Genomic DNA, 23,540 nt, shown 5'->3' with positions numbered 1-23,540 from the left:
GCGGCGGGTGCTGCTGGTAACTGCTGTTGGCGAAATGCCGCTTACACGCCCTGCTTGAGCGACGCTTCAATAAACTGGTCAAGGTCGCCATCAAGCACCTTCTGCGTGGCAGACGTTTCGTAGTTGGTGCGCAAATCCTTGATGCGGCTGTTGTCCAGCACATAACTGCGAATCTGGTGGCCCCAGCCCACGTCGGTCTTGGTGTCTTCCAGCTTTTGCTGGGCTTCCTGCTGCTTGCGCAGCTCGAAGTCATACAGGCGCGAGCGCAGGCGCTTCCACGCCACATCGCGGTTGCTGTGCTGGCTGCGGCCGTCCTGGCACTGCACCACGATACCGGTGGGGATGTGGGTCAGGCGCACGGCTGAATCGGTCTTGTTGATGTGCTGGCCGCCCGCACCGCTGGCGCGGAAGGTGTCGGTGCGCACATCGGACGGGTTGATGTCGATCTCGATGGAATCATCGATTTCAGGGTAGACAAATACCGACGCAAACGAGGTGTGGCGGCTACCCGACGAGTCGAACGGTGACTTGCGCACCAGGCGGTGCACGCCGGTTTCGGTGCGCAGCAGGCCGAAAGCGTATTCGCCCTCGATCTTGATGGTCGCGCCCTTGATGCCGGCAGTGTCGCCCGGCGTTTCGTCTTCAATCGTGGTCTTGAAACCCTTGCGTTCTGCGTACTTGAGGTACTGGCGCAGCAGCATGCTGGCCCAGTCGCAGGCTTCGGTACCGCCGGCGCCGGCCTGGATGTCCAGGAAGCAGGGCAGGGGGTCGGCCGGGTTGTTGAACATCCGGCGGAATTCCATTTTTTCGACTTCGGTGGCCACCTGGGCCGCTTCGCCTTCAATGGCCTGCATGCCGGCTTCATCGCCCTCGGCTTTCGACATCTCGAAGAGCTCGGTGTTGTCGGCCAGCTCCGAGGTCAGGCGGTCAATGACGTGCACTACGTCTTCAAGTGACTTTTTTTCCTTGCCGAGTTCCTGTGCGCGCTTGGGGTTGTCCCAGACCTTGGGGTCTTCCAGCGCGGCGTTGACTTCGTTCAGTTTTCGTTCTTTGGCAGGGTAGTCAAAGATACCCCCGAAGTTCATGGACGCGGTTGCTCAGGTCCGCGAGCTGGTTGCCGATGGTGTTGATGTGTTCTGCGTCCATGAGAAAGGTGTCCTGTAAGTTCAACCCGCTATTTTCTCACGTCTGAAGGCCAGTCTTTCCCGGGGTGTCCTGTTACGCCGCAGGGGCTTCCGGCGGGGTGAAGGGCAGGGTGATCATGAAGGTGGCACCTTCACCGGCGCGGCTTTCAACGCCGATGTGCCCGCCGTGGGCTTCGACCAGTTGCTGGGTGATGAACAACCCCAGGCCCAGGCCGCCTGTGCCGTCGTTGCCGTTGGCGCGCTCAAACTGCTCAAAAATGCGTTTCTGGTCTTCTTCGGAGATGCCCATGCCCTGGTCGCGGACCTTGATGCATACCCCCCCGGGCACGCCGGCGGTGCTGACGGTGACAGGTTTCCCCTTGCCGTAACGCAGCGCGTTGGTCAGCAGGTTGATGACCACCTGCTCGATGCGGAACTCGTCCCATGTGCCTGTCGCCGGCTCGCCCGGCTCCAGCGTGATGGTGCTGCCCGCGGAACTCGCCTGGTTGGACAGGTTGGAGACCACCCTGGCCAGCAGGGCCTGCAGATCAACCTGGCTGGGGCGAATCGACAGGCGGTTGCTGCGTATGCGTGAGACATCCAGCATGTCGTCAATCAGCCGCACCATGCTTTGTATCTGCCGCTGGTCGCGCGCCACCATCTTCTGCAGGTAGGCTGCGTCAAACAGGGTCGTGTTGCCCCGGTCAAGCTGCATCTTGCGCAGCTGGGCTTCCAGAAACAGCGTGTTCAGCGGTGTACGCAGTTCATGCGCCACCATGGACATGAAGTCGTCGCGCATGCGCACGGCATTTTGCAGCTCGCCCTGGGTCACCTGCAGCTCACGCAGCAGCACCTCCTGCTCCTGCCGGCTTTTTTCAAGAGCCTCGACCTGCCTGCGGCTTTCGTTGCGCTGCTTGTACAGCTCGACAAACACATTGACCTTGCTCCTGACAGCATCGATATCCAGCGGTTTGTAGAGGAAGTCGACCGCCCCGGTTTCATAGCCCTTGAAGGCGTAGTTCAGCTCCTTGCCTGCCGCGCTGACAAACACGATGGGGATGTTGCGCGTTTTTTCGGTGCCGCGCATGAGTTCTGCGAGTTCAAATCCGTTCATGCCGGGCATCTGCACATCCAGAATCGCCATGGCAAATTCGTTGTCGAGCAGCAGCGCCAGCGCCTCTTCGCCGGACGAGGCCTGGTAAATGGTGCGGTCGTCCTGCCGTATCAGGGCATTGAGCGCGAGCAGGTTCTCGGGCAGGTCGTCAACGATGAGGATATTGGCGCTCTTGTCGGTCATGGGTAGGGCCTGTTCAAATTATCTTCAGGAGTGCGAACGCGGTGAAAACAGCGCCCGTCAAGGCGCACGACGACGGCAAGGCCGCTGCCTTGCCTGGGAGTGCAGCGCCGAAGGGCGCTGTTTTCACCCCGTTCCCGAAGGGTTGTGATCCAAAAGGTCGTGCGCGGCGTTGCAAAGCCTTGCCGGGGGCTGCCCCGGCAGCGTTTTGCGCCTTGCGCACAGCCTTTTGGATTCACAACGCATCTCCCTGAAAATAGTTTGAACAGGCCCTATCCATTTGAAGGATCAGCTGGCGTATGGCGTCCAGCCTGAGTATCAGATCGGGTTGCAGCTTGCGGATGGCGGCTTCCGGCATGGTGGCGACCTGGGCTTCTGCCGGGTCCTGGACCACCGTCAGGCCGCCTTGTTCGCGAATCCTGGCCAGCCCGTTGGCGCCGTCATAGTTGGCGCCGGTCAGCAGGATGCCTGCGAGCGAGTCACCATACACATCGGCCGCCGACGCCATCAGCAGGTCGATGGACGGGCGGGAAAAGTGAACCGGCTCCTCACCGCTGAGCGAGAAGCTGCGGTCATGCTCAATCGACAGGTGATAGCCCGCGCCGGCAAAATAAAGTGTTGCCGGTTCGACGCCCGCCTTGTCTCTGGCTTCACGCACGGCGATGGACGAGCGGTTCTGGAATATTTCTGCCAGGTGGCTTTCGCGGTCATCCGGCAGGTGCAGCACCGTCACGACGGGCAGCCTGAAGGTGGCGGGCAGGCCCGACAGCAGGCCCAGCAGTGCATTCACGCCGCCGGCCGACGCACCGATTACGATGGCCTCAAACCGCCGGCCTGCCGTGGCGGCCATGATGCTGTCCAGACTGTCTGCGCTGCCGCTCATCATTTATCTCTTGCGGAAGATGCGCTCGGGTTTGTCGAACGCTTCAAAGCGGGTGGCATAGGACGAAAAATCGATGCTCTCCTTGCTGCCCAGCCCCAGAAAACCACGGTTGCTGAGGGATTCATGGAACAGCCCGAAGGCGCGGTCCTGCAGTGCCTTGTTGAAGTAGATCAGCACGTTGCGGCACAGCACCAGCTGGGTTTCGGAGAACACGCTGTCGGTTGCCAGGCTGTGGTCGGCAAAGGTGATGTTCTCGCGCAGGGTCTTGTCAAAAACCGCTGCGTTGTAGGCCGCCGTGTAGTAGTCGGAAAACGCCTTTTTGCCGCCTGCCTTCTGGTAGTTCAGCGTATGGCCCTTGATGCTGTTCAACGAAAAAATGCCCTGCCTGGCCTTGTCAAGCGATGTGGGGTTGATGTCCGTGGCGTAGATCAGGGAGCGGTCGAGCAGGCCCTCTTCGCGCAGCAATATCGCCAGCGAATACACCTCTTCACCCGTGCTGCAGCCGGCTATCCAGATCTTGATGGACGGGTAGGTGGCCAGGTGCGGGATCACCTTTTCGCGCAGCGCCAGGAAGAACCCCGGGTCACGAAACATCTCGCTGACCGGTATCGTCAGGTACTGCAGAAGTTGCGTGAACATGTCGGGGTCATGCAATACGCGCGATTGCAGCTCCGAAATCGTCGGGCAATCAAACTGCGACAGCGCATGCAGCACACGCCGCTTTTGCGAGGCGCCTGCGTAATCACGGAAGTCGTAGCTGTAACGCAGGTAAATCGCCTCCATCAGCAGACGCAGTTCGATGGCCACGCTGGAGGCCTGCGCATCGCCCGCATGCGAGGGCACCGGCAGGGGTTTTTCAGTGGGCATGTTCAAAGCCGTTCCAGGCTGGGCATCCAGACCCGCAGCAGCGAGAACAGCCGGTCAAGGTCTATGGGTTTGGCCAGGTAATCGTTGGCGCCGGCGTTCAGGCACTGCTCCTGGTCGTCCTTCATGGCCTTGGCCGTGACGGCAATGATGGGCAGTTTCTGAAAGCGCGGGTCCTGCCGTATGCGGCGCGTGGCTTCCAGGCCGTCCATGCCGGGCATCATGATATCCATCAGCACCAGGTCGATGTCGCTCACTTCATCGAGTTTGCTGATGGCTTCAAAGCCATTGCGGCCGATTTCGACCTGCACGCCTTTTTGCTCCAGTGCGCTGGTGAGGGCAAAGATGTTGCGCACGTCGTCGTCGACCAGCAGTATCTTGCGGCCTTCAAATACACGGTCACGGCTGCGCGCTGTCTTGAGCATGGTCTGGCGCTCGGCTGAAAGTTGTGATTCGACCTTGTGCAGAAACAGCGTGACTTCATCGAGCAGGCGCTCTGGCGAGCGTGCGCCCTTGATGATGATGGAGCGCGAGTACTTCAGCAGGTCGGCTTCCTCGTCACGCGTGAGGTTGCGGCCGGTGTAAACGATGACAGGCGGGAAGGAGCAGATGTCGTCGGTCGACATGCGCCTGAGCAGTTCGCTGCCCTGGATGTCCGGCAGCTTCAGGTCGATGATCATGCAGTCGAAAATCGTGTTGGCCAGCAGGGCCAGCGCTTCCGTGCCTGTGGCGACGGCCGTGATCTCGACGTCATCGTCGGAGATCAGGTGCGTCACGCTCTGGCGCTGCAGGGCGTCGTCTTCAACCAGCAGTACCTTCTTGACCTTTTGCGTCAGCTTGTCTTCAAGCTTTTTGAAGACCTCCTTGAGTTGTTCGCGTGTGGTGGGTTTGGTGGCGTAACCGATGGCGCCCATCTGCAGGGCGGCCGCGCTCCTGTCCTGCCCCGAAATCACATGCACGGGGATGTGGCGGGTCTGTGCGTTTTCCTTCAGGCGCTGCAACACCGACAGGCCGGACTGGTCGGGCAGGCCCATGTCGAGCAGGATGGCCTGCGGCACAAACTGGCTGGCCAGCGCAAAGCCGTCTTCGGCGGTGTGTGCGACCAGGCAGCTGAACTGCAGTTCATGCGACAGGTCGTATAGGATTTGCGCGAAGGTGCTGTCATCTTCAATCACCAGCACCAGGCGGCGTTTGAGGGGCAGGTGCCTGTCGTCGGCAAAAGCCGGCAAGGGCACGGGTTGCGGTTTGCCGATGGCGGGACTGCTGGCGGGCGCCGGTGAAGGTGCTGATGTGGACGCCTGGTGCGCTGCAACCTGCACGGAGGTCGCCTGGCTCTGGGGCTTGCTCCAGTTGTAGGGCAGCAGCAGGGTGAAGGTGCTGCCTTTGCCTTCTGCACTTTCAACCGTGATGGAGCCGCCCAGCAGGGTGGTCAGGTCACGCGAGATCGACAGCCCCAGGCCTGTGCCGCCATAACGCCGGCTGGTGGTGCCATCGGCCTGGCGGAAGGCGTCAAAAATAATCTGCTGCTGGTCGTCGCGTATGCCTATGCCTGAATCCCTGACCTTGAACGAGACATAACCACCGGCCTGCTCGCCTACCGTGAGGCTGACAGTGCCGGCCTCTGTGAACTTGATGGCGTTCGACAGCAGGTTCTTGAGGATCTGCTCCAGACGCTGGCGGTCTGTATAGATGGATGCTGGCGTTGCCGCATCGACATGCACCTCGAAGTTCAGTTTTTTCTGGCCTGCCAGCGGCTCGAAGGTGTTCTTCAGCGAATCAACCAGTTTGCCGACCGTGATGTTCTCGGGCGAGAGTTCCAGCTTGCCGGCCTCGACCTTGGAGATGTCGAGGATGTCGTTGATGAGGTTGAGCAGGTCATTGCCTGCGGAATAGATGGACTGCGCGAACTTGACCTGCTCTTCGCCGAGGTTGCCCTTGGGGTTGTCCGACAGCAGCTTGGCCAGGATGAGTGAGCTGTTGAGCGGCGTGCGCAGCTCGTGCGACATGTTGGCCAGAAACTCGGACTTGTAGCGGCTGGCGCGCGTGAGCTCATCGGCGCGCTGTTCAAGCTGCGTCTGCGCCTGGCTCAGGGCTGCATTTTTCTGGTCAAGTGACAAGGCCTGCTCGCCCAGTTGCACATTGGTCTGTTCAAGTTCGGCCTGCTGGTTTTCAAGGTTGGCCTGCGACTCCTTGAGCACGCGTGACTGTTCTTCAAGTTCTTCATTGGCGGTGCGCAGTTCTTCCTGCTGCACCTGCAGCTCTTCATTGAGCTGCTGGGTTTCAGCCAGCAGGTCCTGCAGGCGCTGGCGGTACAGTGCGGTGTGGATGGACGTGCCTATGCTGCCCGCCACCAGTTTCACAAACTCCGTATCCCGCTTGTCGAGCTGGCGCAGGAAACCCATCTCCACCACGCCATTGACCACACCTTCGTGCGTCACCGGCACGATGATGACGTGGCGCGGTGCGGCCTGGCCCAGTCCGGAATTGACCGTCAGGTAGCCCACGGGCAACTGGTCAAGCTGCAGGACGCGGTTTTCCTGCGCTGCCTGGCCGACCAGGCCTTCCCCGCTGCCCAGGGACTGTGCTGAATTTTCGATGTCCCTGCCGAATCCATAGGTCGCCACACGGTTCAGCCTGCCGTCATCTTCACGCACGTAAGCGGCGGCGACATCGACCTTGAGGTATTGCGCCAGGAAACCCAGCACGCTGCGGCCCAGTGCGCCCAGCAATTGCTGGCCGATCATGTGTTCTGCCAGCTGGGTCTGGCCGGTGCGCAGCCAGGCCTGTTCTTCAAGCGCCATGGCGTCTTCTGCCTGCTGTTGGAGCGCCTCTGCATAGGTGCCGGAAAGCCTGAGCAGTTCACGACGGCCAAAAAATGCCAGCAGGACGCTGACCAGCAGGGTGAACACAAGGTAGGCGACAACGCTCCAGAGCGTGGTGCTCCTGGCGTCCTGGGTACGTTCGGCCAGCAGTCTTTGCTCAACGGCGACAAACGACGTCATCTCCCGGCGTATCTCGTCGGTGATGGACTTGCCGCGCCCGTTGCGAATCGCCTCTTCGTAAGGAAGTTTGTTGCGCCGCTGTTGAATGACCTCCTGGGCAAACTCCATCCACTGGGCCTGCAGGCCGGCGACGCGTTTCATGCGGTCTGCCTGGGGGCGGTTGTCATCGACCAGTTCGCTGACCCCTGCGATCTCCCGCTGGATCCGGGACTTGGCAATGTCATACGGCTGCAGAAAGGTCTCGTCGCCGGTGATCAGGAAACCGCGCATGCCGGTTTCCATGTCCGAAGTCAGCTTGGCGACCTCATTGGCATTGCTGATGACGCGCTGGGTGTGGTCCACCGAGTTGAGGGTGGACAGCAAATAAAGGATGAGGCCAACAAAAATCGCGGCGCTCATCGCGCCCAAGCCCAGGGGAAGGCTGATGTTGCGGCTCAGAATCTTCTTGAAGTTGTCCTGGTCTATCGAGGCTGGGCCGGTCATGGGGTCTCCGCTGTTCGCTGTTGCGCTGCAAAAACCTTCAAGTGTGCACGCAACCCCCGCCTTCTCGTGTAGGCCAAAGCCTCAGATCAGGAACTCCTCGATCAGCCTTGCCAGTTGTTCCGGCTGGTCGTGGTGCAGCATGTGGCCTGCGTCCTGTACCACCGCAACAGTTGCTTGCGGCACGAGTTTCAGCCGTTCGTGGTATTCGGCCAGCGAGTACCGGCCTTTAAACCACTTGCCGAGCGAATCGTCGGAAGCCTCTACCGCCAGCAGCGGCGCCGTGATGCGGGCATACAGCGCCAGCGTTTCCTCGACCCGGTAGAGGTTGGCGCTCACTATCTTGTGGGCCGGGTCACCGAGGATGGCCCATTGCCCGTCACTGGCAGGCTGCGCCCAGTGGCTGGCCAGCCAGCCGGCCTTGTCTGCCGAGAGGCGCGGGTTGGTTTTCATCAGGCGTCTGGCCACGCCTTCCACGCCTTCATAGGTTTTCAGGTCCATTTCACCGCGCTGCGCGGCCTTGATCTCGTCCATCCATTTCGCATAGCGCGAGGGTGCTTCCGAGGGTTTGCTCGGCGGCTGCCCAAAGCCCTCCAGGTTGATGAGCCTGCGTATGCGCGTTGGCCGTATGCCCGCGTAGCTCATGACGGCGTTGCCGCCCATGCTGTGGCCCAGCAGGTCTACCGGCTGATCTGGTGAGTAGTGGTCCAGCAGAAAATCGAGGTCGGCGAAGTAGTCTGCATACCAGTAATTGTCGGGTTGGGCGCCTTCTTTCGCACCTTTGGTCAGGCCGAAGCCGCGCCAGTCGTGGGCAATGATGGTCCGGCCATTTGCAAAGTCGTCGGACAGCGCATCAACCATGAACTGGTACGAGGCCCCGACATCCATCCAGCCGTGGGCTAAAACCAGTGCCGGCAATTCCCGGGCCTTCGCGTCGGCCCCCTCCCAGATGCGGACGTGGTAATCGAGTCCGCGTATAGGGACAAACTCGCTGCGATGGGGGCGTTTTTCTTTGTACATTGACCCCATGATAAAGAGACAACACAACAAGCGCAGTCAAGGCAGCGACAAGACGCCAGTCGATCCCTACACCGCAGTACACGCCGGTTTCCATTGGCAGGTCGATGAAAACTTCAACATTGCAGAGGTCTGTTGCAGCCGCTGGGCAAGGATGGGCGATGCTGCAAGCAAGGTGGCCATACGCATTCACGAGCCAGGCAGCGGCCCTGCCAGCTACAGCTACCTCGCACTGAAGCGGGCGGCTGACGCCCTGAGCCACACGCTGCAGGGGCTGGGCGTGCAGCGCGGCGACCGGGTGGCCATCGTCATGCCGCAGCGATTTGAAACCGCCGTCGCCTACATGGCGGTGCTGCAGATGGGCGCGGTGGCGATGCCGCTGTCCATGCTGTTCGGGCCCGAGGCGCTGCAATTCCGCTTGCACGACAGCGGCGCAGTGGTGGCCATCTGCGATGAAAGCAGCATTGCCAGCATCAAGGCCGTGCGCGGCGAATGCCCCATGCTGCGGCGGGTTCTGGCGGCAGGCAGCGCGTGGGGGCTGGGCGACCTTGACCTGAACCTCGATTACCACCGCGCCTTCACGGCTGCGGTGACCAAGGCCGACGAGGCTGCAGTGCTGATCTACACCAGCGGCACCACAGGCCCGCCCAAGGGCGCGCTGATTCCGCACCGCGCGCTGATCGGCAACCTGCCGGGCTTTGTCTGCAGCCAGAACTGGTTTGGTTTCGATGGCAAGTCGAACAAAAAGACAAATGCAGTGTTCTGGTCCCCCGCAGACTGGGCCTGGACAGGTGGCTTGATGGATGCCTTGCTGCCCACGCTTTATTTCGGTCGGCCCATCGTCGCCCTCAACGGCCGCTTCAGCCCCGAGCTGGCCTTCAGCCTGATGCAGCAACACGGCGTCACGCACACCTTTTTGTTCCCCACCGCACTGAAAGCCATGATGAAGGCCTACCCGCAGCCGGGCAAGCACTTCAGGCTGAAACTGCAGGGCATCATGAGCGCGGGCGAGGCGGTGGGTGACGCGGTGTTTGACTACTGCCGCAAGCAGCTGGGCGTGACCGTCAACGAGATGTTCGGCCAGACAGAGATCAATTACGTCGTTGGCAACTGCTCTGCGATGTGGCCTGCCCGGCCCGGCAGCATGGGCAAGGGCTACCCCGGCCACCGCGTGGCGGTGATTGATGATGAGGGGAAAGAATGTGCGGTGGGCGTGCCGGGCGATGTGGCCGTCAACCGGTTCGACATCCATGGCGATGCCGACCCGATTTTCTTTCTGGGCTACTGGAAGAACATCGCCGCCACCGACGGCAAATTCACCGGTGACTGGTGCCGCACCGGCGACCTGGCCAAACGCGATGCAGACGGCTACCTCTGGTACGAGGGCCGGGCAGACGATGTATTCAAGGCAGCGGGTTATCGCATAGGCCCGGGCGAGATCGAAAACTGCCTGGTCAAGCATGAGGCCGTGGCCAACGCGGCCGTGGTGCCCAAGCCGGACAGCGCGCGCGGCGCGGTGGTCAAGGCCTATGTGGTGCTGGCGCCTGACATTCTGGCGGCACGCGAACGCTGGATGGGCCCGCGTGAGCAGTTTGACCGCGACCTTGTGGAAAGGCTGCAAATCCATGTCAAAACCATGCTGGCGCCGTACGAGTATCCCAAGGAAATCGAATTCATAGACGCGCTGCCGATGACGACGACAGGCAAGGTGCAGCGGCGGGTGCTCAGGTTGCAGGAAGAGGAGCGTTTCAAGGCGCTTCACGCGACGCGGTAGCTGGCTGCGAGAGTCTGGATGCTATTAATTCAGTAGCTTCTCACGTGCGTATTCATTGGGCTCGAGGCCGATTTGATGCCTGAAAATGGCATTTTTGAGGCATTTTTTTGACCAAAAACCAGACGTTTGTCAGTCGTAGCAGCCGAATGTTAAGTTCCATATTAACATTTGATGTATTTTTAATGTATACGGCAAATTGTTGCTGTATACGTTAAAAACCGCTCGCTGAAGCAATTACGCACCGCGGAACTGGCTTTGCCAGGCCGCTGGTGCAGTCCCCTGCAAGGGGAGAGGGCGCTACACGCAGTGAGCGCCAACAGGGGTTAACCTTTTTCAGCTACGTAGATCTCAACCCGGCGATTCTTGTCGCGGCCAGCCTGCGTGGCGTTGTCGGCAATCGGTTCGCGTGAACCGCGGCCGTCTGTGCCGATACGCTGGCCAGCCACACCGCGGCTGATCAGGTAGTCGCGCGTGGCGTTGGCACGCTCGACCGACAGCGGGTTGTTGATGGCGTCCGAGCCGGTGTTGTCGGTGTGGCCGATGATGGTCACGGTTGAAGCCGGGTTCTGGTTCAGGCTGGTAGCGAACTGGTTCAGGATGGGCGCGAAATTGGGTTTGATGCCCGAGCGGCCGGTGTCAAAAGAGATGTCGCTGGGGATGTCCAGCTTCAGGCGGTTGTCGGTCGTCTGGGTCACTGCAACGCCGGTGCCGGCCGTGGCCTGTTCCATGGCGAGCTTCTGGTTCTGCATGCGCTGCGACCAGATATTGCCGCCCACCGCGCCTGCGGCGCCGCCCAGAACAGCACCAGTAATCGCACCATTGCGGCCACCGACTGCAGCGCCGAGAACCGTGCCTGCGACAGCGCCAATGCCTGCGCCCTGTGCGGTGCCGCGCTGGGTTTCACTCATGTTGGCGCAACCCGAAAAAATGCCGACAGACAGTGCGACGCAGGTAAGGGTGGTGGTGATGGTTTTCATGTGTTTACTCCTGGGATTGATGGTTATGTGGCTGTGTTTCACCGGTTTTTGCCGATGGATACGGATCAGTCACTCTTGTTATCGAGCTTCGCAAGATTAATTGTGGCGCGCAAATATGTCTGTAAGGCAATGGCTTATCTGGTTGAGCGCCGTTAACCCCCGGTAACCGATAAACTTGTGAAACTGGCGCCGCATTGCGGCCTTCATCTTCACCGCCCCACCCGCACCCTGGACACTCCCACCCATGACATCAATGAATAAAGTTCAACTCGGCCAGAGCGACCTGCAGGTCACACCCATCTGCCTCGGCACCATGACTTTCGGCGAACAGGTCAACGAGCAGACCGCGCACGCCATCCTGGACCGCTCGCTTGAGCGCGGCGTCAACTTCATGGACACGGCAGAGATGTACTCGGTGCCCACGCGCGCCGAAACCTTCGGCGCCACCGAGACCATCATCGGCAACTGGTTTGCCAAAAACCCGTCGGCACGCAGCAAGCTTGTGCTGGCTACCAAGATTGCCGGCCCTTCGCGGGGCATGAATTGGGTGCGTGGCGGCAGTTCCAACGTCACGCCGGCTGACTTCGAAGCCGCGTGCAATGACAGCCTCAAGCGCCTGAAGACCGATGTCATCGACCTGTACCAGATCCATTGGCCGGTGCGTCATGTGCCGGCCTTTGGCGCGGTGTACTTCGACCCCGCCAAGGACAACAAGGACGTCACGCCCATCCACGCGCAGCTTGAGGCGCTGGGCAAGCTGGTCAAGGCCGGCAAGGTGCGCGCGATAGGCCTGTCGAATGAATCACCCTACGGTGTGCATGAGTTTGTGCGCCTTGCGGAGCTGCACGGCCTGCCGCGCATCGCTACCGTGCAGAACACTTACTGCCTGGTCAACCGCGCCTACGAAAACGGCCTCGATGAAAGCATGTACCGACTGGGTGTGTCGCTGCTGGCGTATTCACCGCTGGGCTTTGGCCTGTTGACCGGTAAATACGACAAGTCAGGCACCGACGGCCCGGATGCGCCAAAGGACGGCCGAATCGGCAAGTTTGAATCGGTGCGCAAGCAGCGCTGGGGCCGCCCGGAAGCGCTGGCCGCCGCACGCCGCTACAACAAGCTTGCGATCGACAGCGGCATGACGCCGACAAAACTCGCGCTGGCTTTTTGCTACACCAAGTGGCAGGTCGCCAGCACCATCATCGGCGTGACCAGCGTGGCGCAGCTCGACGAAGACCTTGATGCGTGGGGCACAAAACTTTCGCCCGAAGTTCTCGCGGAGATCGACAAGATCCGATGGGAGCTGCGGGACCCCGCGCTCTAGAGATGGCTCTCCCCCGAAGCGCCTTCGGCGCTGCCCCCCAGGGGGCGTCCGCTGCGGCCCGGCAAAGCCGGTTCCGCGCCGACCCTTGCGAAGAGGTTCCATGAGCAGAAAAGATCACGTATCAGAGACGCCTGCTACCGCTTTGTTGAAAGCTAACAAAGTGGCGTTTACCGAGCATCCCTACGAATACCTGGAGCACGGCGGCGCCCAGCACAGCGCCGAGGTGCTTGGGTTTGATCCCTTCACCGTCGTCAAAACGCTGGTGATGCAGGATCAGGACGCCAAACCGCTGCTGGTGCTGATGCATGGCAACCGCAAGGTGTCGACCAAAAATCTGGCCCGGCAAATCGGCGCGAAGTCGGTCGAGCCCTGCAAGCCTGAAGTCGCCAACCGCCACAGCGGTTATCTGGTCGGCGGTACCTCGCCTTTCGGCACGCGCCGCCAGATGCCGGTCTATATCGAAGAAACCATACTGGCATTGCCTAAAATTTGCATCAATGGCGGCAGGCGCGGTTACCTGGTGGGCATAGACCCGCAGGTCTGTGTCACATTGCTGGGTGCAAAATCGGTGCAGTGCGCGCTGGCGGAGTAAGCCAGCCCCGCAGACCATAAAAACAGGAGATTGGTTTTGGAATATCTGTATTCAGGCATTGCGGTGCTGCTGGCCTACCTGCTTGGCTCCCTGTCGTTTGCGGTCATCGTCAGCCGCGTGATGGGCCTGAAGGACCCGCGCAGCTACGGCAGCAAAAACCCCGGCGCGACGAATGTGCTGCGTTCCGGCAGCAAGAAGGCGGCGATTGCCACGCTGCTGCTGGATGGCCTGAAGGGCTGGCTGCCGGTTGTTCTCGTCAGGTGGTTCGGCGCTGATTTCGGCCTGTCTGACGGCACCGTGGCGGCTGTGGCCTTTGCGGCTTTTATCGGTCACCTGTTCCCCATCTTTTTTGGCTTCAGGGGCGGCAAGGGTGTGGCGACTGCGGCAGGCGCGCTGCTGGGCATTGACTGGCTGCTGGGCCTGCTGACCCTGGTGACCTGGCTGGTGGTGGCCTGGTTCTTTCGTTATTCATCAGCCGCCTCCATGGCAGCGGCCTGCATGGCGCCGCTGTATTACCTGCTGGGCAACCGCGGCCCCTGGTATGTGGAGCGCAGCATTCTGCTGGCGATCTTTCTGATGGCCATGCTGCTGGTCTTCAAGCACCGCGAGAACATCGCCAAGCTGGTGCAGGGCACAGAGTCCAAGCTCGGTTTTGGCCGTAAGAGCGCCAAGTAACCTGCTGACTGCGCCTTAGATGTCATCCCGGACTTGATCCGGGATCCATGCCCGCTTCGTTTGAGATGGATTGCGGGTCAGGCCCGCAATGACGGGATCAGGTAATCGAGTAAGTGCGGCGTTTCAGTAGCGCTTGGTCAGCGTCATCTGGTCGTTGTCACGAGTCATCTGAAAGCGTGACAAAAAGCTGTTGCCCAGCAGCATGTAAGGCATGCTGCTGGGGACCACCAGCGCATCCACCCCGAAGATTTCCACGTCGCCGATACGCACTGAATCAAGCTTGATGCGATAGGCAGGCACTGTTCCGTTGGCAGTGCCCACGTGTGTTTGCTGGCCATTTTTGTAATTGATGCCGGCGCGTTCGGCATCGGCATTGCTCATCGCAATCGCCGTCGCACCGGTGTCGACCATGAACTGTGCAGCCTTGCCGTTGATGCTGCCCGCCGCAAAGAAGTGGCCTCCCTGGCCGGCCGGCAGCACGATGCGGTTGCCTTTGGCGCCACCACCACTGTTGCCGCCCATGCTGACAGGCGCATCGCCTACGCGCAGGGTGATGCGTTTGCCCGACTGCTCAATGACGGCCTGGTCGCCACTGGTTGAAATTACCTTCACGCCCTGGTGCGTGTCGCCCGCAGACACCGATTTTGGGGGGCTGCCGTTGACCACCAGCAGCGCCCGGTTGCCCAGCATGCCTGCGAGGGCAACGGATTCTGCAGGCGCCTGGGCGTGCGCCCCACCCTGCGACAGCAAAATCACCAGCGCGAGGGCAAGAAGATGCGGCAGGCGCGGGTAAAAAACCATCAGGCTTAATCGCGAAAGTTGTTGAAACTCAGGGGAAAGTCGTTGTTCTCTGCCCGGATCAGCGCCATGGCCGACTGCAGGTCGTCGCGCTTGGCGCCGGTGACGCGTACTTTTTCTTCCTGAATGGACGCCTGCACCTTGACCTTGCTGCCCTTGATCAGGGTCTGGATTTTTTTGGCCAGTTCTGACTCGATGCCGTTGCGCACCTTGGCCACCTGCTTGACCTTGTCGCCGCCAATTTTCTCGACCTTGCCGACATCCAGAAAACGCACGTCAACCGCAGCCTTGGTCAGCTTGTTGCGCAGCACATCGGTGATCTGCTCCAGCTGGAAATCGCTATCGCCGATGAGGATGATTTCCTTGTCCTTGAGCTCGATGGAGGCAGAGGTGCCCTTGAAGTCGAATCGTGTGCCGATCTCTTTCGCGGTGTTTTCAACCGCGTTCTTGACCTTGACCAGGTCGGCTTCAAGCACAGTGTCAAAAGAAGGCATGGTGTAAGGGGCTTTTCAGGGGGTGGGTGAATGAGACAATCCCACAGATGTTAGTCGAGAAAAATGTCCCGCTCCAGTTTTCCAACACCTTTGGCATTGTGGCCAAAGCCCTTTCGCTGGTGCGCATCGCCTCTGAGGCCGATATCGCCGCCGTGCTGGCCGACCCGGCGCTGAAAAGCGTACCAAAGTTCGTGCTTGGGGGCGGCAGCAACATCGTGCTGACCGGCGATGTGAAGCCGCTGGTGCTGAAAATCGAGATTCCCGGAAAACGCCTGCACAGCGAGACCGCCAAAGCCTGGATCATCGAGGCCGGCGCCGGTGAAAGCTGGCATGAGCTGGTCGCCTGGACGCTTCAAAACGGCTATCCGGGCCTGGAAAACCTGGCGCTGATACCTGGCACGGTGGGCGCATCGCCGGTGCAGAACATTGGCGCTTATGGCGTCGAATTGCAGGACCGTTTCCTTGAGCTTGACGCCATAGACCTGACCACGGGCCAAAGCTTCACGCTCAATGCCGCCCAGTGCGCCTTTGGTTATCGCGACTCCGTCTTCAAACACAAGAGTTCTGCGGGCGAAGCCGCGTCAACCGCCGGCAACCCCGGCTTTGGGCTGGCCGACAAGGCGCTCATCACCAAAGTGCGTTTTGCGCTGCCCAAAAACTGGAAGCCGGTGCTGGGTTATGCCGATATCGAGAAAAAAATGGCCCAGTCACCCGTGCCCGATGGCGGCGACCCGACGGCGCAGCAAATATTCGACTGGATCTGCGAGATCCGCCGCACCAAACTGCCCGACCCGCAGGTGATTGGCAACGCAGGCAGTTTTTTCAAGAACCCCACGGTGTCGAACGAACAATGCGCCGACATCATCCAGCGCGAGCCCAAGATTGTTCATTACCCGCTGGCCGACGGCTCCATCAAGCTCGCGGCGGGCTGGCTCATTGATGCTTGCGGCTGGAAGGGCAAATCAATTGGCAATGCTGGCGTGCACGAGCGCCATGCGCTGGTGCTGGTCAACCGGGGCGGGCGCGAACACCCGGTCACGGGGGGCGAGGTGATGACTTTGGCCAAGGCCATACAGACCAGCGTGTATGAACGCTTCGGCATCCTGCTGGAGCATGAGCCTGTGGTGGTTTAGGCGCTTTTGGGGGCTGGGTTCAAGGGTTTGTTCGCGATGGCAAACCTCAGGCGGCTGGCAAACTCTGACAGCGAATTTTCGCTACAACGGAGGAGACCCCATGTCGACACGCATTTCCCTCGCAATCGCTGCTGCATTCATCACCGGAGTCGCAGCTTCCCCCTTCCTGCAGCACGCTGTGTCCGACGCGCACGCACAGGCCGCGCCACTCGCCCCCATGGTGATAGACCTGATGGCGCTGAAGCATGCTGATCTGCCGACCACGCCAAATGCAGAGATGAACGCACGTGCGCTCATCGTCACCGACAACGCCACCGTGGGCATACAGTCCGGCAACGTGGCCAAGCACACGCACCCGAAAACCGACGAGATCCAGTACATCATCGAAGGCAGCGGCGCGATGTGGCTGGGCAACGAACGCCGCGAGTTCAAGGCCGGCAGCCTGATCATCATTCCAAAAGGCACTGCACACGGCGGCACGCTGGTGACCAGCGGCCCGGTCAAGGCCATCGCGATCAAGATTCCGCCGCAGCCGGCTGGGGATACGGTTTTTGTGAATTGATTTGTCCCACCGTCAGGACTTGTGTCATCCCGGACTTGATCCGGGATCCATTCCCCCCCAACGCAGATGGATGGAGAGGCAAGGTCGCAGGGACTGCTTTACCTGCTGCGGCCCTGCAGATGCGCCTCTAACAGCACCCGAATTTTCTACCGGGATCTGCACTCTTTTTAAAGCCCGTTTTAAGACTTGCGCTTTATATTAAAGATTGCTTTAATGTGAATTCATCAAATTAAAGAACTCTTTTTGCACCATGCGCAGCACCGGTACCTACGCCACCTCCACCACATCGGGCGAGTCCGTGCAGGCTTTTGTGCCGCATGCACTGCCGCCCGTCAGGCCAGCGCTGGCACCCGAGTCCTTTGTGGAGGCCAACCGCGGGGCTGAGCTGGCGCTGGCCCGCCTCTCCGGCGTTGCCGGGCTGGTGCCCTCGGTGGACTGGCTGCTGTACAGCGCCATCCGCAAAGAGGCGCTGCTCACCTCACAGATCGAAGGCACCCAGGCCACGCTGGCAGATTTGTTTGACGAAGAAGCCGGCTTTGCAGTCAGCAACACCGACGATGTGGAAGAGGTCACCAACTACCTGCGTGCCTTCCGTCTGGTGCAGTCACAACTGCGTGACCCGGCTGGCCTGCCCTTGAGCGTGCGCTTGCTGTGCGATGCCCACCGGCTGCTGCTCGATGGTGCCCGCGGCAACGGCAAGCAGCCGGGCGAGTTGCGCCGCTCGCAAAACTGGATTGGTGGCACGCGGCCGGGCAACGCGGTGTTTGTGCCACCGCCGCCGGAGCGGGTGCCTGCCTTGCTCGCAGACCTGGAGCGTTTCATACACAACACAGACCATGGGTTGCAGCCCTTGCCGCCGCTGGTGAAAACGGCACTGGTCCACCTTCAGTTTGAGACGATTCACCCTTTCCTCGATGGCAACGGCCGTATCGGCCGCCTGTTGATTGCCGCGCTCCTGGAGCATTGGGGCTTGCTGCCCGAGCCGCTGATGTACCTCAGCGGCTACCTCAAGCAACACCAGTCCGAGTATTACCGGCGACTTTCCAACGTGCGCACCGAAGGCGACTGGGAGGGCTGGGTGGCGTTTTTCCTGGAGGGCGTGGCCATGGCAGCCCACGATGCCGAGCGCAACATTGTGGCCATTGCCACGTTGCTGGCTACCGACCGCCGCAGCTTGCTGGCTGCGCCCAAAGCCGGGCCCAGCAGCTACCGCTTGTTTGAAATGCTGCCCATGATGCCGCGCTTCACCATCGACCAGGTGCGCCAGAAGCTGGCCACCAGCTTCCCCACCGCCACGGCGGCGGTCAAGGTGCTGGAAGATCTGGGTATCGTCACCGAGTTGACCGGGCAGAAGAAAAACCGCAGCTACAGCTATACGGCTTACATTGCGCTGCTGGCTGAATAAGAAATTCGTGGGGAGGGGAGCATGCACTGGCTATGTGGTTTTGATTAACCGAGAACTTAGGACTGGCGGGGTCAGCCCGTACTCTCAAAGAATTGAGATACTGTTATTTTGTCCAGTATGATCGACGGGAGCTTGAATTCGTACCGGTACGGTGTGGTTCAGCGAGTGTGGTACCTCTATGCTTGAGCGGACCGGCTGGAGTGAAACGCCAGAAATATTATTTGTGAGAACGTATGCCCAACGAAAGAACAACGGAGTCGATTGTCCGCGATCACCTTATCAAATTTGGGGTGAAAGGGCAGGTTCTTGAAGAACAAACGAGCGACAACGCGAGAGTGCGGCGCGCGCTTATGCGAGCCAGCAAGAGCGGTGATGGGGCTGGTAAACCTGAGTTCATTCTTCGTTTACCGGAACACCCGGATGTCTTGATCGTCATCGAATGTAAGGCTAACGCCTCTAAGCATGAGAGTGCCGACAGGACACACCCGCAGCACTATGCCGTCGATGGGGTTTTGCTTTACGCCAGCGAACTGGCAAAGGAGTTTGATGTCATCGCCATCGCGGTAAGCGGGACCTCTGTCGCGAGCTTGAAGGTGAGCACCTTTCGTTGGTTGAACAAAGCCCAGTCTGTAGAGGAGCTAGTTGGCCCTCATGGTCCGATTAAACAACTCGTCCGGGTCACAGACTTGATCAAAGCGCTGACGTTTGATCCTGCCGTGCGCGCGCGTTCTTTCTTGGAAGTGATGGACTTCAGCCGAGAGCTCCACAATTTCATGCGAGACCACGCCAAAGTTTCTGAGGCTGAAAAGCCGCTTGTAGTGTCAGGCATTTTGCTGGCGTTGAGGGACGAAGCGTTCCTGGCCTCTTGGCGCAAGCTGAAGACGAAAACGTTGGGGCGTGAGATGTTAGCGGCAATTAAGCGCGAAGCCGAGGCGGCTTTTCTGGACGTAGATAAACAGCGTGTCATGTTGCAGCCATATTCATTCTTGGAAACACATCCCGCGTTGAATAGAGAAAAGGACGGCGACTGGCCATTGCGCACTCTCGTCAACGACATTGAGGCCAATGTTTGGCCGTTTATCTCCACCTACGAAGATATCGACGTCCTCGGTCGGTTCTATGGTGAGTTCCTCCGCTATGCTGGCGGAGACAAGAAGGGGTTGGGCATTGTCCTAACGCCGCATCACATTACCGAGCTGTTCACTGCGATCGCGGCAGTCAGTCCAAACGACACGGTGGTTGACACGTGTTGCGGTACTGGCGGATTTTTGATCGCCGCCATGACAGCCATGGACAAAATCGCGGGTAACGACGAGAAGGTGAGACGCGATATTCGCGAACATCGCTTAGTGGGCGTGGAAGATCAGCCCCACATGTTCGCCCTGGCTGTATCGAACATGATTTTGCGCGGAGATGGGAAAGCCAACTTGTATCGCAGTAGCAGCTTCGATCCTCTTACGTCCGAAAAGCTCATTACCCCATCCAAGCGACATGCGCGCCCCACGGTTGGCCTGATCAATCCTCCCTTTTCACAGAAGGGGGCAGGATTGCATGAGCTGGACTTCGTTGCACACTTGCTTGATGTGTTGGCGCCCGGTGGCCGAGCGGTCGTAGTGCTTCCAATGTCGTGTGCAATCGAGTCGCATCCGGCAAAAGAACTGATTCTCGCCAAGCACACACTAGTCGCGGCGATGTCGCTCCCGAACGATTTATTTGCTCCCGTTGGCGTAGTGACTATTGCGTTAGTTTTCGAAGCTCATAGACCGCATGCGAGTTCACCGAAGAAGACTTGGCTCGCGATGTGGAAGGACGATGGCTTCGTAAAAATGAAACACAAGGGACGTGTTGACTCGCTCGGGCGCTGGGAAGATATGCGCTCACGGTGGCTTGACTCCTATCACTCCCAAAAGGTGCAGAAGGGCGTCAGCTTATCGCGAAAGGTGGGCGCAGAGGACGAATGGTGCGCAGAGGCATACCTTACGACAAACTACTCGTCGCTATCGGTCGGGGATGTCGAGAAGGCGTTGCGTAGTTACGCAGTGTTCGCGCACTTGCATCGAATGGAACATTTGCCGGAAGGAGTGGACGCGGATGTCTAAGACGCAGCCTCTAAGCGCGCTGTTCAAAATCTCCGGCGGCCATCAACTTTCGAAAGCCAAGTTGAAGGCGGTAGCGTCTGACAGTGATCCTGTGGCCTATGTCTCCCGCACTCATCGCCGCAACGGATTAGACGGTTGGACGGCTCCACTTCCTGGACTCGCACCCTCTCCTTCCGGTAGCATCACTGTGTGTCTTCGTTCGCGTAACCACGCGCTCGCTTCGTTTGTGCAACCTTTCCCGTTCTACACGAGCTTTCACGTCGCGGTGTTGACACCATTTAAAGAGATGTCCGAGGCCGAACTGCTGTGGTGGTGCAAGTGCATAGAACAAAATCGTTTTCGGTTCAACTTTGGGCGGCAAGCGAATCGCACCTTGGGTGCCTTGTTGGTACCCGCCGAGGTTCCGCAAGAAATTCTGGAGCTCAAAGCACCGGTTTTAGCTAAGAGCGCAGCCACTGGTATGGTCATTTCGATGAAGGGCTGGCCTCTAGTGAATGTCACGGATCTCTTCGACCTTCTCCCTGGAAAACAGACGGTCCGTAGAAGTATGCAGAGCGGCGACACTCCGTGGGTGAGCGGTTCAGCGGAGAACAATGGAATTACAGCGTATGTCGACAAGTTGCCCGAATTCGAGGCAGGTTGCTTGACCGTTGCCAACAACGGAAGCATTGGCTCGACGTTTTATCAGCCCGATGCATTTACTGCATCATCTGACGTGACGGTGCTCAAACCCAAATTCAAAATGTCGGTTGTATGCGCGCTCTTTATATGTGCCCTGTTGCGCAAAGAGGCGTTCCGCTACAACTACGCTCGGAAGTGGACTATGGGGCGCATGCTCGCTACCCGCATTCCGTTCCCGTTGAAATCTGATGGCATTCCGCACACCTCGGTCGTTGAGGAGATCATGCGCTTATCGCCTTATGCTGAACTTGTGGATGCCTAAGATAACGCCGGATGATTTTTGAGGCTATGCGCCTGTCCCGATCGAAATCGCCCACACATGTCGCAGGCGCTTGAAAAAAGGCGAAGGTATTCAATCGCGTGATGTGACCAACATTGGTCGCTGGGGCACGGGCAACCTAGAGCAGGCTTTGTACCTGTTCGCTGACTTTGAGGCAATAAGCCATTGATTGCTGCGGCCTACGGTGGGAGCAATCTTGATTAATTTTGTATAGACCGCGAAAGCATCAAAGCCCGTCAAGCATCATGCTTGGCGGGCTTTGATGTTGAAGGCTTGAAAAGGTCTTACTTACCCAGCTTCAAAAAGTCATCCCCCTTACCCAGCTCCAGCAGCCCGGCGTTGGAGTAAATACTCAGCTTCTCCCGCGTATCCACAATGTCCAGGTTACGCATGGTCAGCTGGCCGATGCGGTCAGCTGGCGAGAACGGTGCGTCTTCAACCTTTTCCATGCTCAGGCGTTCGGGCTTGTAGGTCAGGTTGTCAGATACGGTGTTGAGGATGGAATAGTCATTGCCGCGGCGCAGCTCGACGGTGACTTCGCCGGTGATGGCGCTGGCGATCCAGCGTTGGGCTGTCTCGCGCAGCATGATGGCCTGGCTGTCGAACCAGCGGCCCTGGTACAGCAGGCGGCCGAGCTTGCGGCCGTTGTCGCGGTACTGCTCAATCGTGTCTTCGTTGTGGATGCCGGTGATCAGGCGCTCGTAGGCGATGAACAGCAGCGCGAGGCCGGGGGCTTCATAGATGCCGCGGCTCTTGGCTTCGATGATGCGGTTTTCGATCTGGTCGCTCATGCCCAGGCCGTGGCGGCCGCCTATGCGGTTGGCTTCGAGAATCAGCTCGACGAGATCGTCGAAGCGCTTGCCGTTCAGGGCGACCGGGCGGCCCTCTTCAAAGCGCACGGTGACTTCTTCGCGCTTGACCTCGACTTCGTCCTTCCAGAAAGCAACGCCCATGATGGGGTTGACGATCTTCATGCCGGTGCCCAGGCTTTCGAGGTCTTTGGCTTCATGCGTGGCGCCCAGCATGTTGGAGTCGGTGCTGTACGCTTTCTCGGCCGACATCTTGTAGCCAAAACCCGCTGCCGTCATGAAAGCCGACATTTCTGCGCGGCCGCCGAGTTCGTCGATAAAGAGCTGGTCAAGCCAGGGCTTGTAGATCTTCAGCTCGGGGTTGGTCAGCAGGCCGTAGCGGTAAAAACGCTCGATGTCGTTGCCCTTGAAGGTGCTGCCGTCGCCCCAGATGTTGACGTTGTCTTCCTTCATGGCCGACACCAGCATGGTGCCGGTCACGGCGCGGCCCAGCGGCGTGGTGTTGAAGTAGGTGACGCCTGCAGTGGTGATGTGGAAGGCGCCGGCCTGCAATGCAGCGATGCCTTCATTGGCAAGCTGGCTGCGGCAGTCGATCAGGCGCGCTTTCTCAGCGCCGTATTCCATGGCCTTGCGCGGGATCTCGTCGTAGTCGGGCTCATCGGGCTGGCCAAGGTTCGCGGTGTAGGCATAGGGAATCGCACCCTTGAGCTTCATCCAGTGCAGGGCTGCGCTGGTGTCTAGCCCGCCTGAAAACGCGATGCCGACTTTCTGGCCGGTGGGGAGGTGCTGGAGTATGGTGGCCATGTGCTTTTTCCGGATCAGCCGAAGTGGCAGATGTAGTGATAACCGCCGGCATCAGCCACGCGGATGTCGAACTTCGAGTTGCCGGGAATGCTGAACTTTTCGCCCGCCGAAGACTTGACCCAGGCATCGCTACCGCTGAGTTTGTATTCGCAGCTGCCGGACGTGCATTCCATGATCTCTGGCGCGCCCGTGCTGAAGGTCAGCGTGGCGGGCAGGATGACGCCGACGGACTTCTTGCTGCCGTCGGCAAAGGTGATGCCGTGGCTGATGCATTTGCCGTCGAAGTACACGCTGGCTTTGGTGGCGACGCTGATGTTGTCGATTTTTTCGGTGGTCATGGCTGGAAGGTGGAAAGTAAGGGTGTCCGGCTTGCGCTTGATGGGTGTCTGCAAGCCGCAAAACCATGGATTTTAGGGTACGGCTGCATATCCGCAGCCAGCCGGGCTGAATCCATTGCCGGGCTTGGGCCGTA

General features: G+C 59.6%; 20 protein-coding genes. 9 read left to right on the top strand and 11 right to left on the bottom strand.

Annotated features, from left to right (window positions below; genetic code table 11):
- Positions 1-41: 41 nt before the first annotated feature.
- The 6 genes from prfB to HYX42_RS11915 form a co-directional block, all read right to left on the bottom strand.
- A protein-coding gene (gene prfB, locus HYX42_RS11940) for a peptide chain release factor 2 (protein WP_293403183.1) occupies positions 42-1,146 on the bottom strand; the annotation gives its coding sequence in 2 pieces (ribosomal slippage) (positions 42-1,064 and positions 1,066-1,146; 1,104 coding nt in all).
- A gap of 72 nt (positions 1,147-1,218) precedes the next feature.
- Positions 1,219-2,421, bottom strand: a complete 1,203-nt coding sequence (locus HYX42_RS11935) for a hybrid sensor histidine kinase/response regulator (RefSeq protein WP_293403181.1) — start codon at positions 2,419-2,421, stop codon at positions 1,219-1,221.
- Between the two features lie 232 nt (positions 2,422-2,653).
- Entirely contained in the window at positions 2,654-3,301 is a 648-nt protein-coding gene (locus HYX42_RS11930; protein ID WP_293403179.1) for a chemotaxis protein CheB, read from the bottom strand.
- Between the two features lie 3 nt (positions 3,302-3,304).
- Positions 3,305-4,168 carry a CheR family methyltransferase gene (locus HYX42_RS11925; RefSeq protein ID WP_293403177.1) on the bottom strand — a complete coding sequence of 288 codons (864 nt, stop codon included), beginning with the start codon at positions 4,166-4,168 and terminating at the stop codon, positions 3,305-3,307.
- Positions 4,169-4,170: 2 nt separating this feature from the next.
- Positions 4,171-7,650 (bottom strand): response regulator, encoded by a 3,480-nt coding sequence (locus HYX42_RS11920; RefSeq protein ID WP_293403175.1) that lies wholly within the window; start codon positions 7,648-7,650, stop codon positions 4,171-4,173.
- 81 nt (positions 7,651-7,731) lie between these two features.
- A complete protein-coding gene (locus HYX42_RS11915; RefSeq protein ID WP_293403173.1) occupies positions 7,732-8,667 on the bottom strand; it encodes an alpha/beta hydrolase in 936 nt (311 codons plus the stop codon).
- A gap of 7 nt (positions 8,668-8,674) precedes the next feature.
- On the opposite strand from HYX42_RS11915, the gene HYX42_RS11910 reads away from it, so the two are divergent.
- Entirely contained in the window at positions 8,675-10,438 is a 1,764-nt protein-coding gene (locus HYX42_RS11910; protein WP_293403171.1) for an AMP-binding protein, read from the top strand.
- A gap of 323 nt (positions 10,439-10,761) precedes the next feature.
- On the opposite strand, the gene HYX42_RS11905 is transcribed toward HYX42_RS11910, so the two are convergent.
- Positions 10,762-11,415 (bottom strand): OmpA family protein, encoded by a 654-nt coding sequence (locus HYX42_RS11905; RefSeq protein WP_293403169.1) that lies wholly within the window; start codon positions 11,413-11,415, stop codon positions 10,762-10,764.
- A 253-nt stretch (positions 11,416-11,668) separates the two neighbouring features.
- Between HYX42_RS11905 and HYX42_RS11900 the strand changes: the two genes are divergently transcribed.
- The 3 genes from HYX42_RS11900 to plsY all read left to right on the top strand — a co-directional run bounded on the left by HYX42_RS11900 (position 11,669) and on the right by plsY (position 14,003).
- On the top strand, positions 11,669-12,736 hold the full coding sequence (locus HYX42_RS11900; RefSeq protein ID WP_293403167.1) for an aldo/keto reductase: 1,068 nt from the start codon (positions 11,669-11,671) through the stop codon (positions 12,734-12,736).
- Positions 12,737-12,836: 100 nt separating this feature from the next.
- Positions 12,837-13,328, top strand: coding sequence for an aminoacyl-tRNA deacylase (locus tag HYX42_RS11895; RefSeq protein ID WP_293403165.1), 492 nt, complete (start codon positions 12,837-12,839; stop codon positions 13,326-13,328).
- A gap of 36 nt (positions 13,329-13,364) precedes the next feature.
- Complete coding sequence (plsY, locus tag HYX42_RS11890) at positions 13,365-14,003, top strand: glycerol-3-phosphate 1-O-acyltransferase PlsY (protein WP_293403163.1); 639 nt, start codon at positions 13,365-13,367, stop codon at positions 14,001-14,003.
- A gap of 123 nt (positions 14,004-14,126) precedes the next feature.
- Here plsY and HYX42_RS11885 read toward each other — a convergent pair whose 3' ends face one another.
- Both HYX42_RS11885 and HYX42_RS11880 read right to left on the bottom strand, forming a co-directional pair.
- Complete coding sequence (locus HYX42_RS11885; protein ID WP_293403161.1) at positions 14,127-14,804, bottom strand: TIGR02281 family clan AA aspartic protease; 678 nt, start codon at positions 14,802-14,804, stop codon at positions 14,127-14,129.
- Positions 14,805-14,809: 5 nt separating this feature from the next.
- Entirely contained in the window at positions 14,810-15,295 is a 486-nt protein-coding gene (locus HYX42_RS11880; protein ID WP_293403159.1) for a YajQ family cyclic di-GMP-binding protein, read from the bottom strand.
- Between the two features lie 47 nt (positions 15,296-15,342).
- Here HYX42_RS11880 and murB point away from each other — a divergent pair, with 47 nt between their 5' ends.
- The 5 genes from murB (at position 15,343) to HYX42_RS11855 (ending at position 21,437) form a co-directional block, all read left to right on the top strand.
- The gene (murB, locus tag HYX42_RS11875; RefSeq protein ID WP_293403157.1) at positions 15,343-16,428 is read left to right on the top strand and encodes a UDP-N-acetylmuramate dehydrogenase; all 1,086 of its coding nucleotides are present in this window, start codon (positions 15,343-15,345) and stop codon (positions 16,426-16,428) included.
- A 100-nt stretch (positions 16,429-16,528) separates the two neighbouring features.
- Complete coding sequence (locus tag HYX42_RS11870) at positions 16,529-16,990, top strand: cupin domain-containing protein (protein ID WP_293403155.1); 462 nt, start codon at positions 16,529-16,531, stop codon at positions 16,988-16,990.
- Positions 16,991-17,240: 250 nt separating this feature from the next.
- Positions 17,241-18,395: a Fic family protein gene (locus HYX42_RS11865; RefSeq protein ID WP_293403153.1), complete on the top strand. Its 1,155-nt coding sequence runs from the start codon at positions 17,241-17,243 to the stop codon at positions 18,393-18,395.
- A 233-nt stretch (positions 18,396-18,628) separates the two neighbouring features.
- Positions 18,629-20,494 (top strand): N-6 DNA methylase, encoded by a 1,866-nt coding sequence (locus tag HYX42_RS11860; protein ID WP_293403151.1) that lies wholly within the window; start codon positions 18,629-18,631, stop codon positions 20,492-20,494.
- Positions 20,487-21,437 carry a restriction endonuclease subunit S gene (locus HYX42_RS11855; RefSeq protein WP_293403149.1) on the top strand — a complete coding sequence of 317 codons (951 nt, stop codon included), beginning with the start codon at positions 20,487-20,489 and terminating at the stop codon, positions 21,435-21,437. The genes HYX42_RS11860 and HYX42_RS11855 overlap by 8 nt, the downstream gene beginning before the upstream one ends.
- 302 nt (positions 21,438-21,739) lie before the next feature.
- On the opposite strand, the gene argG is transcribed toward HYX42_RS11855, so the two are convergent.
- Both argG and HYX42_RS11845 read right to left on the bottom strand, forming a co-directional pair.
- Entirely contained in the window at positions 21,740-23,068 is a 1,329-nt protein-coding gene (gene argG / locus HYX42_RS11850) for an argininosuccinate synthase (protein ID WP_293403147.1), read from the bottom strand.
- A gap of 14 nt (positions 23,069-23,082) precedes the next feature.
- Complete coding sequence (locus HYX42_RS11845; RefSeq protein ID WP_293403145.1) at positions 23,083-23,406, bottom strand: pyrimidine/purine nucleoside phosphorylase; 324 nt, start codon at positions 23,404-23,406, stop codon at positions 23,083-23,085.
- Between the last annotated feature and the right edge of the window lie 134 nt (positions 23,407-23,540).

This window comes from Polaromonas sp. (assembly GCF_016185115.1).
Classification (GTDB): domain Bacteria; phylum Pseudomonadota; class Gammaproteobacteria; order Burkholderiales; family Burkholderiaceae_C; genus Polaromonas.
This window is presented reverse-complemented; position numbering and strand designations above follow the sequence as displayed.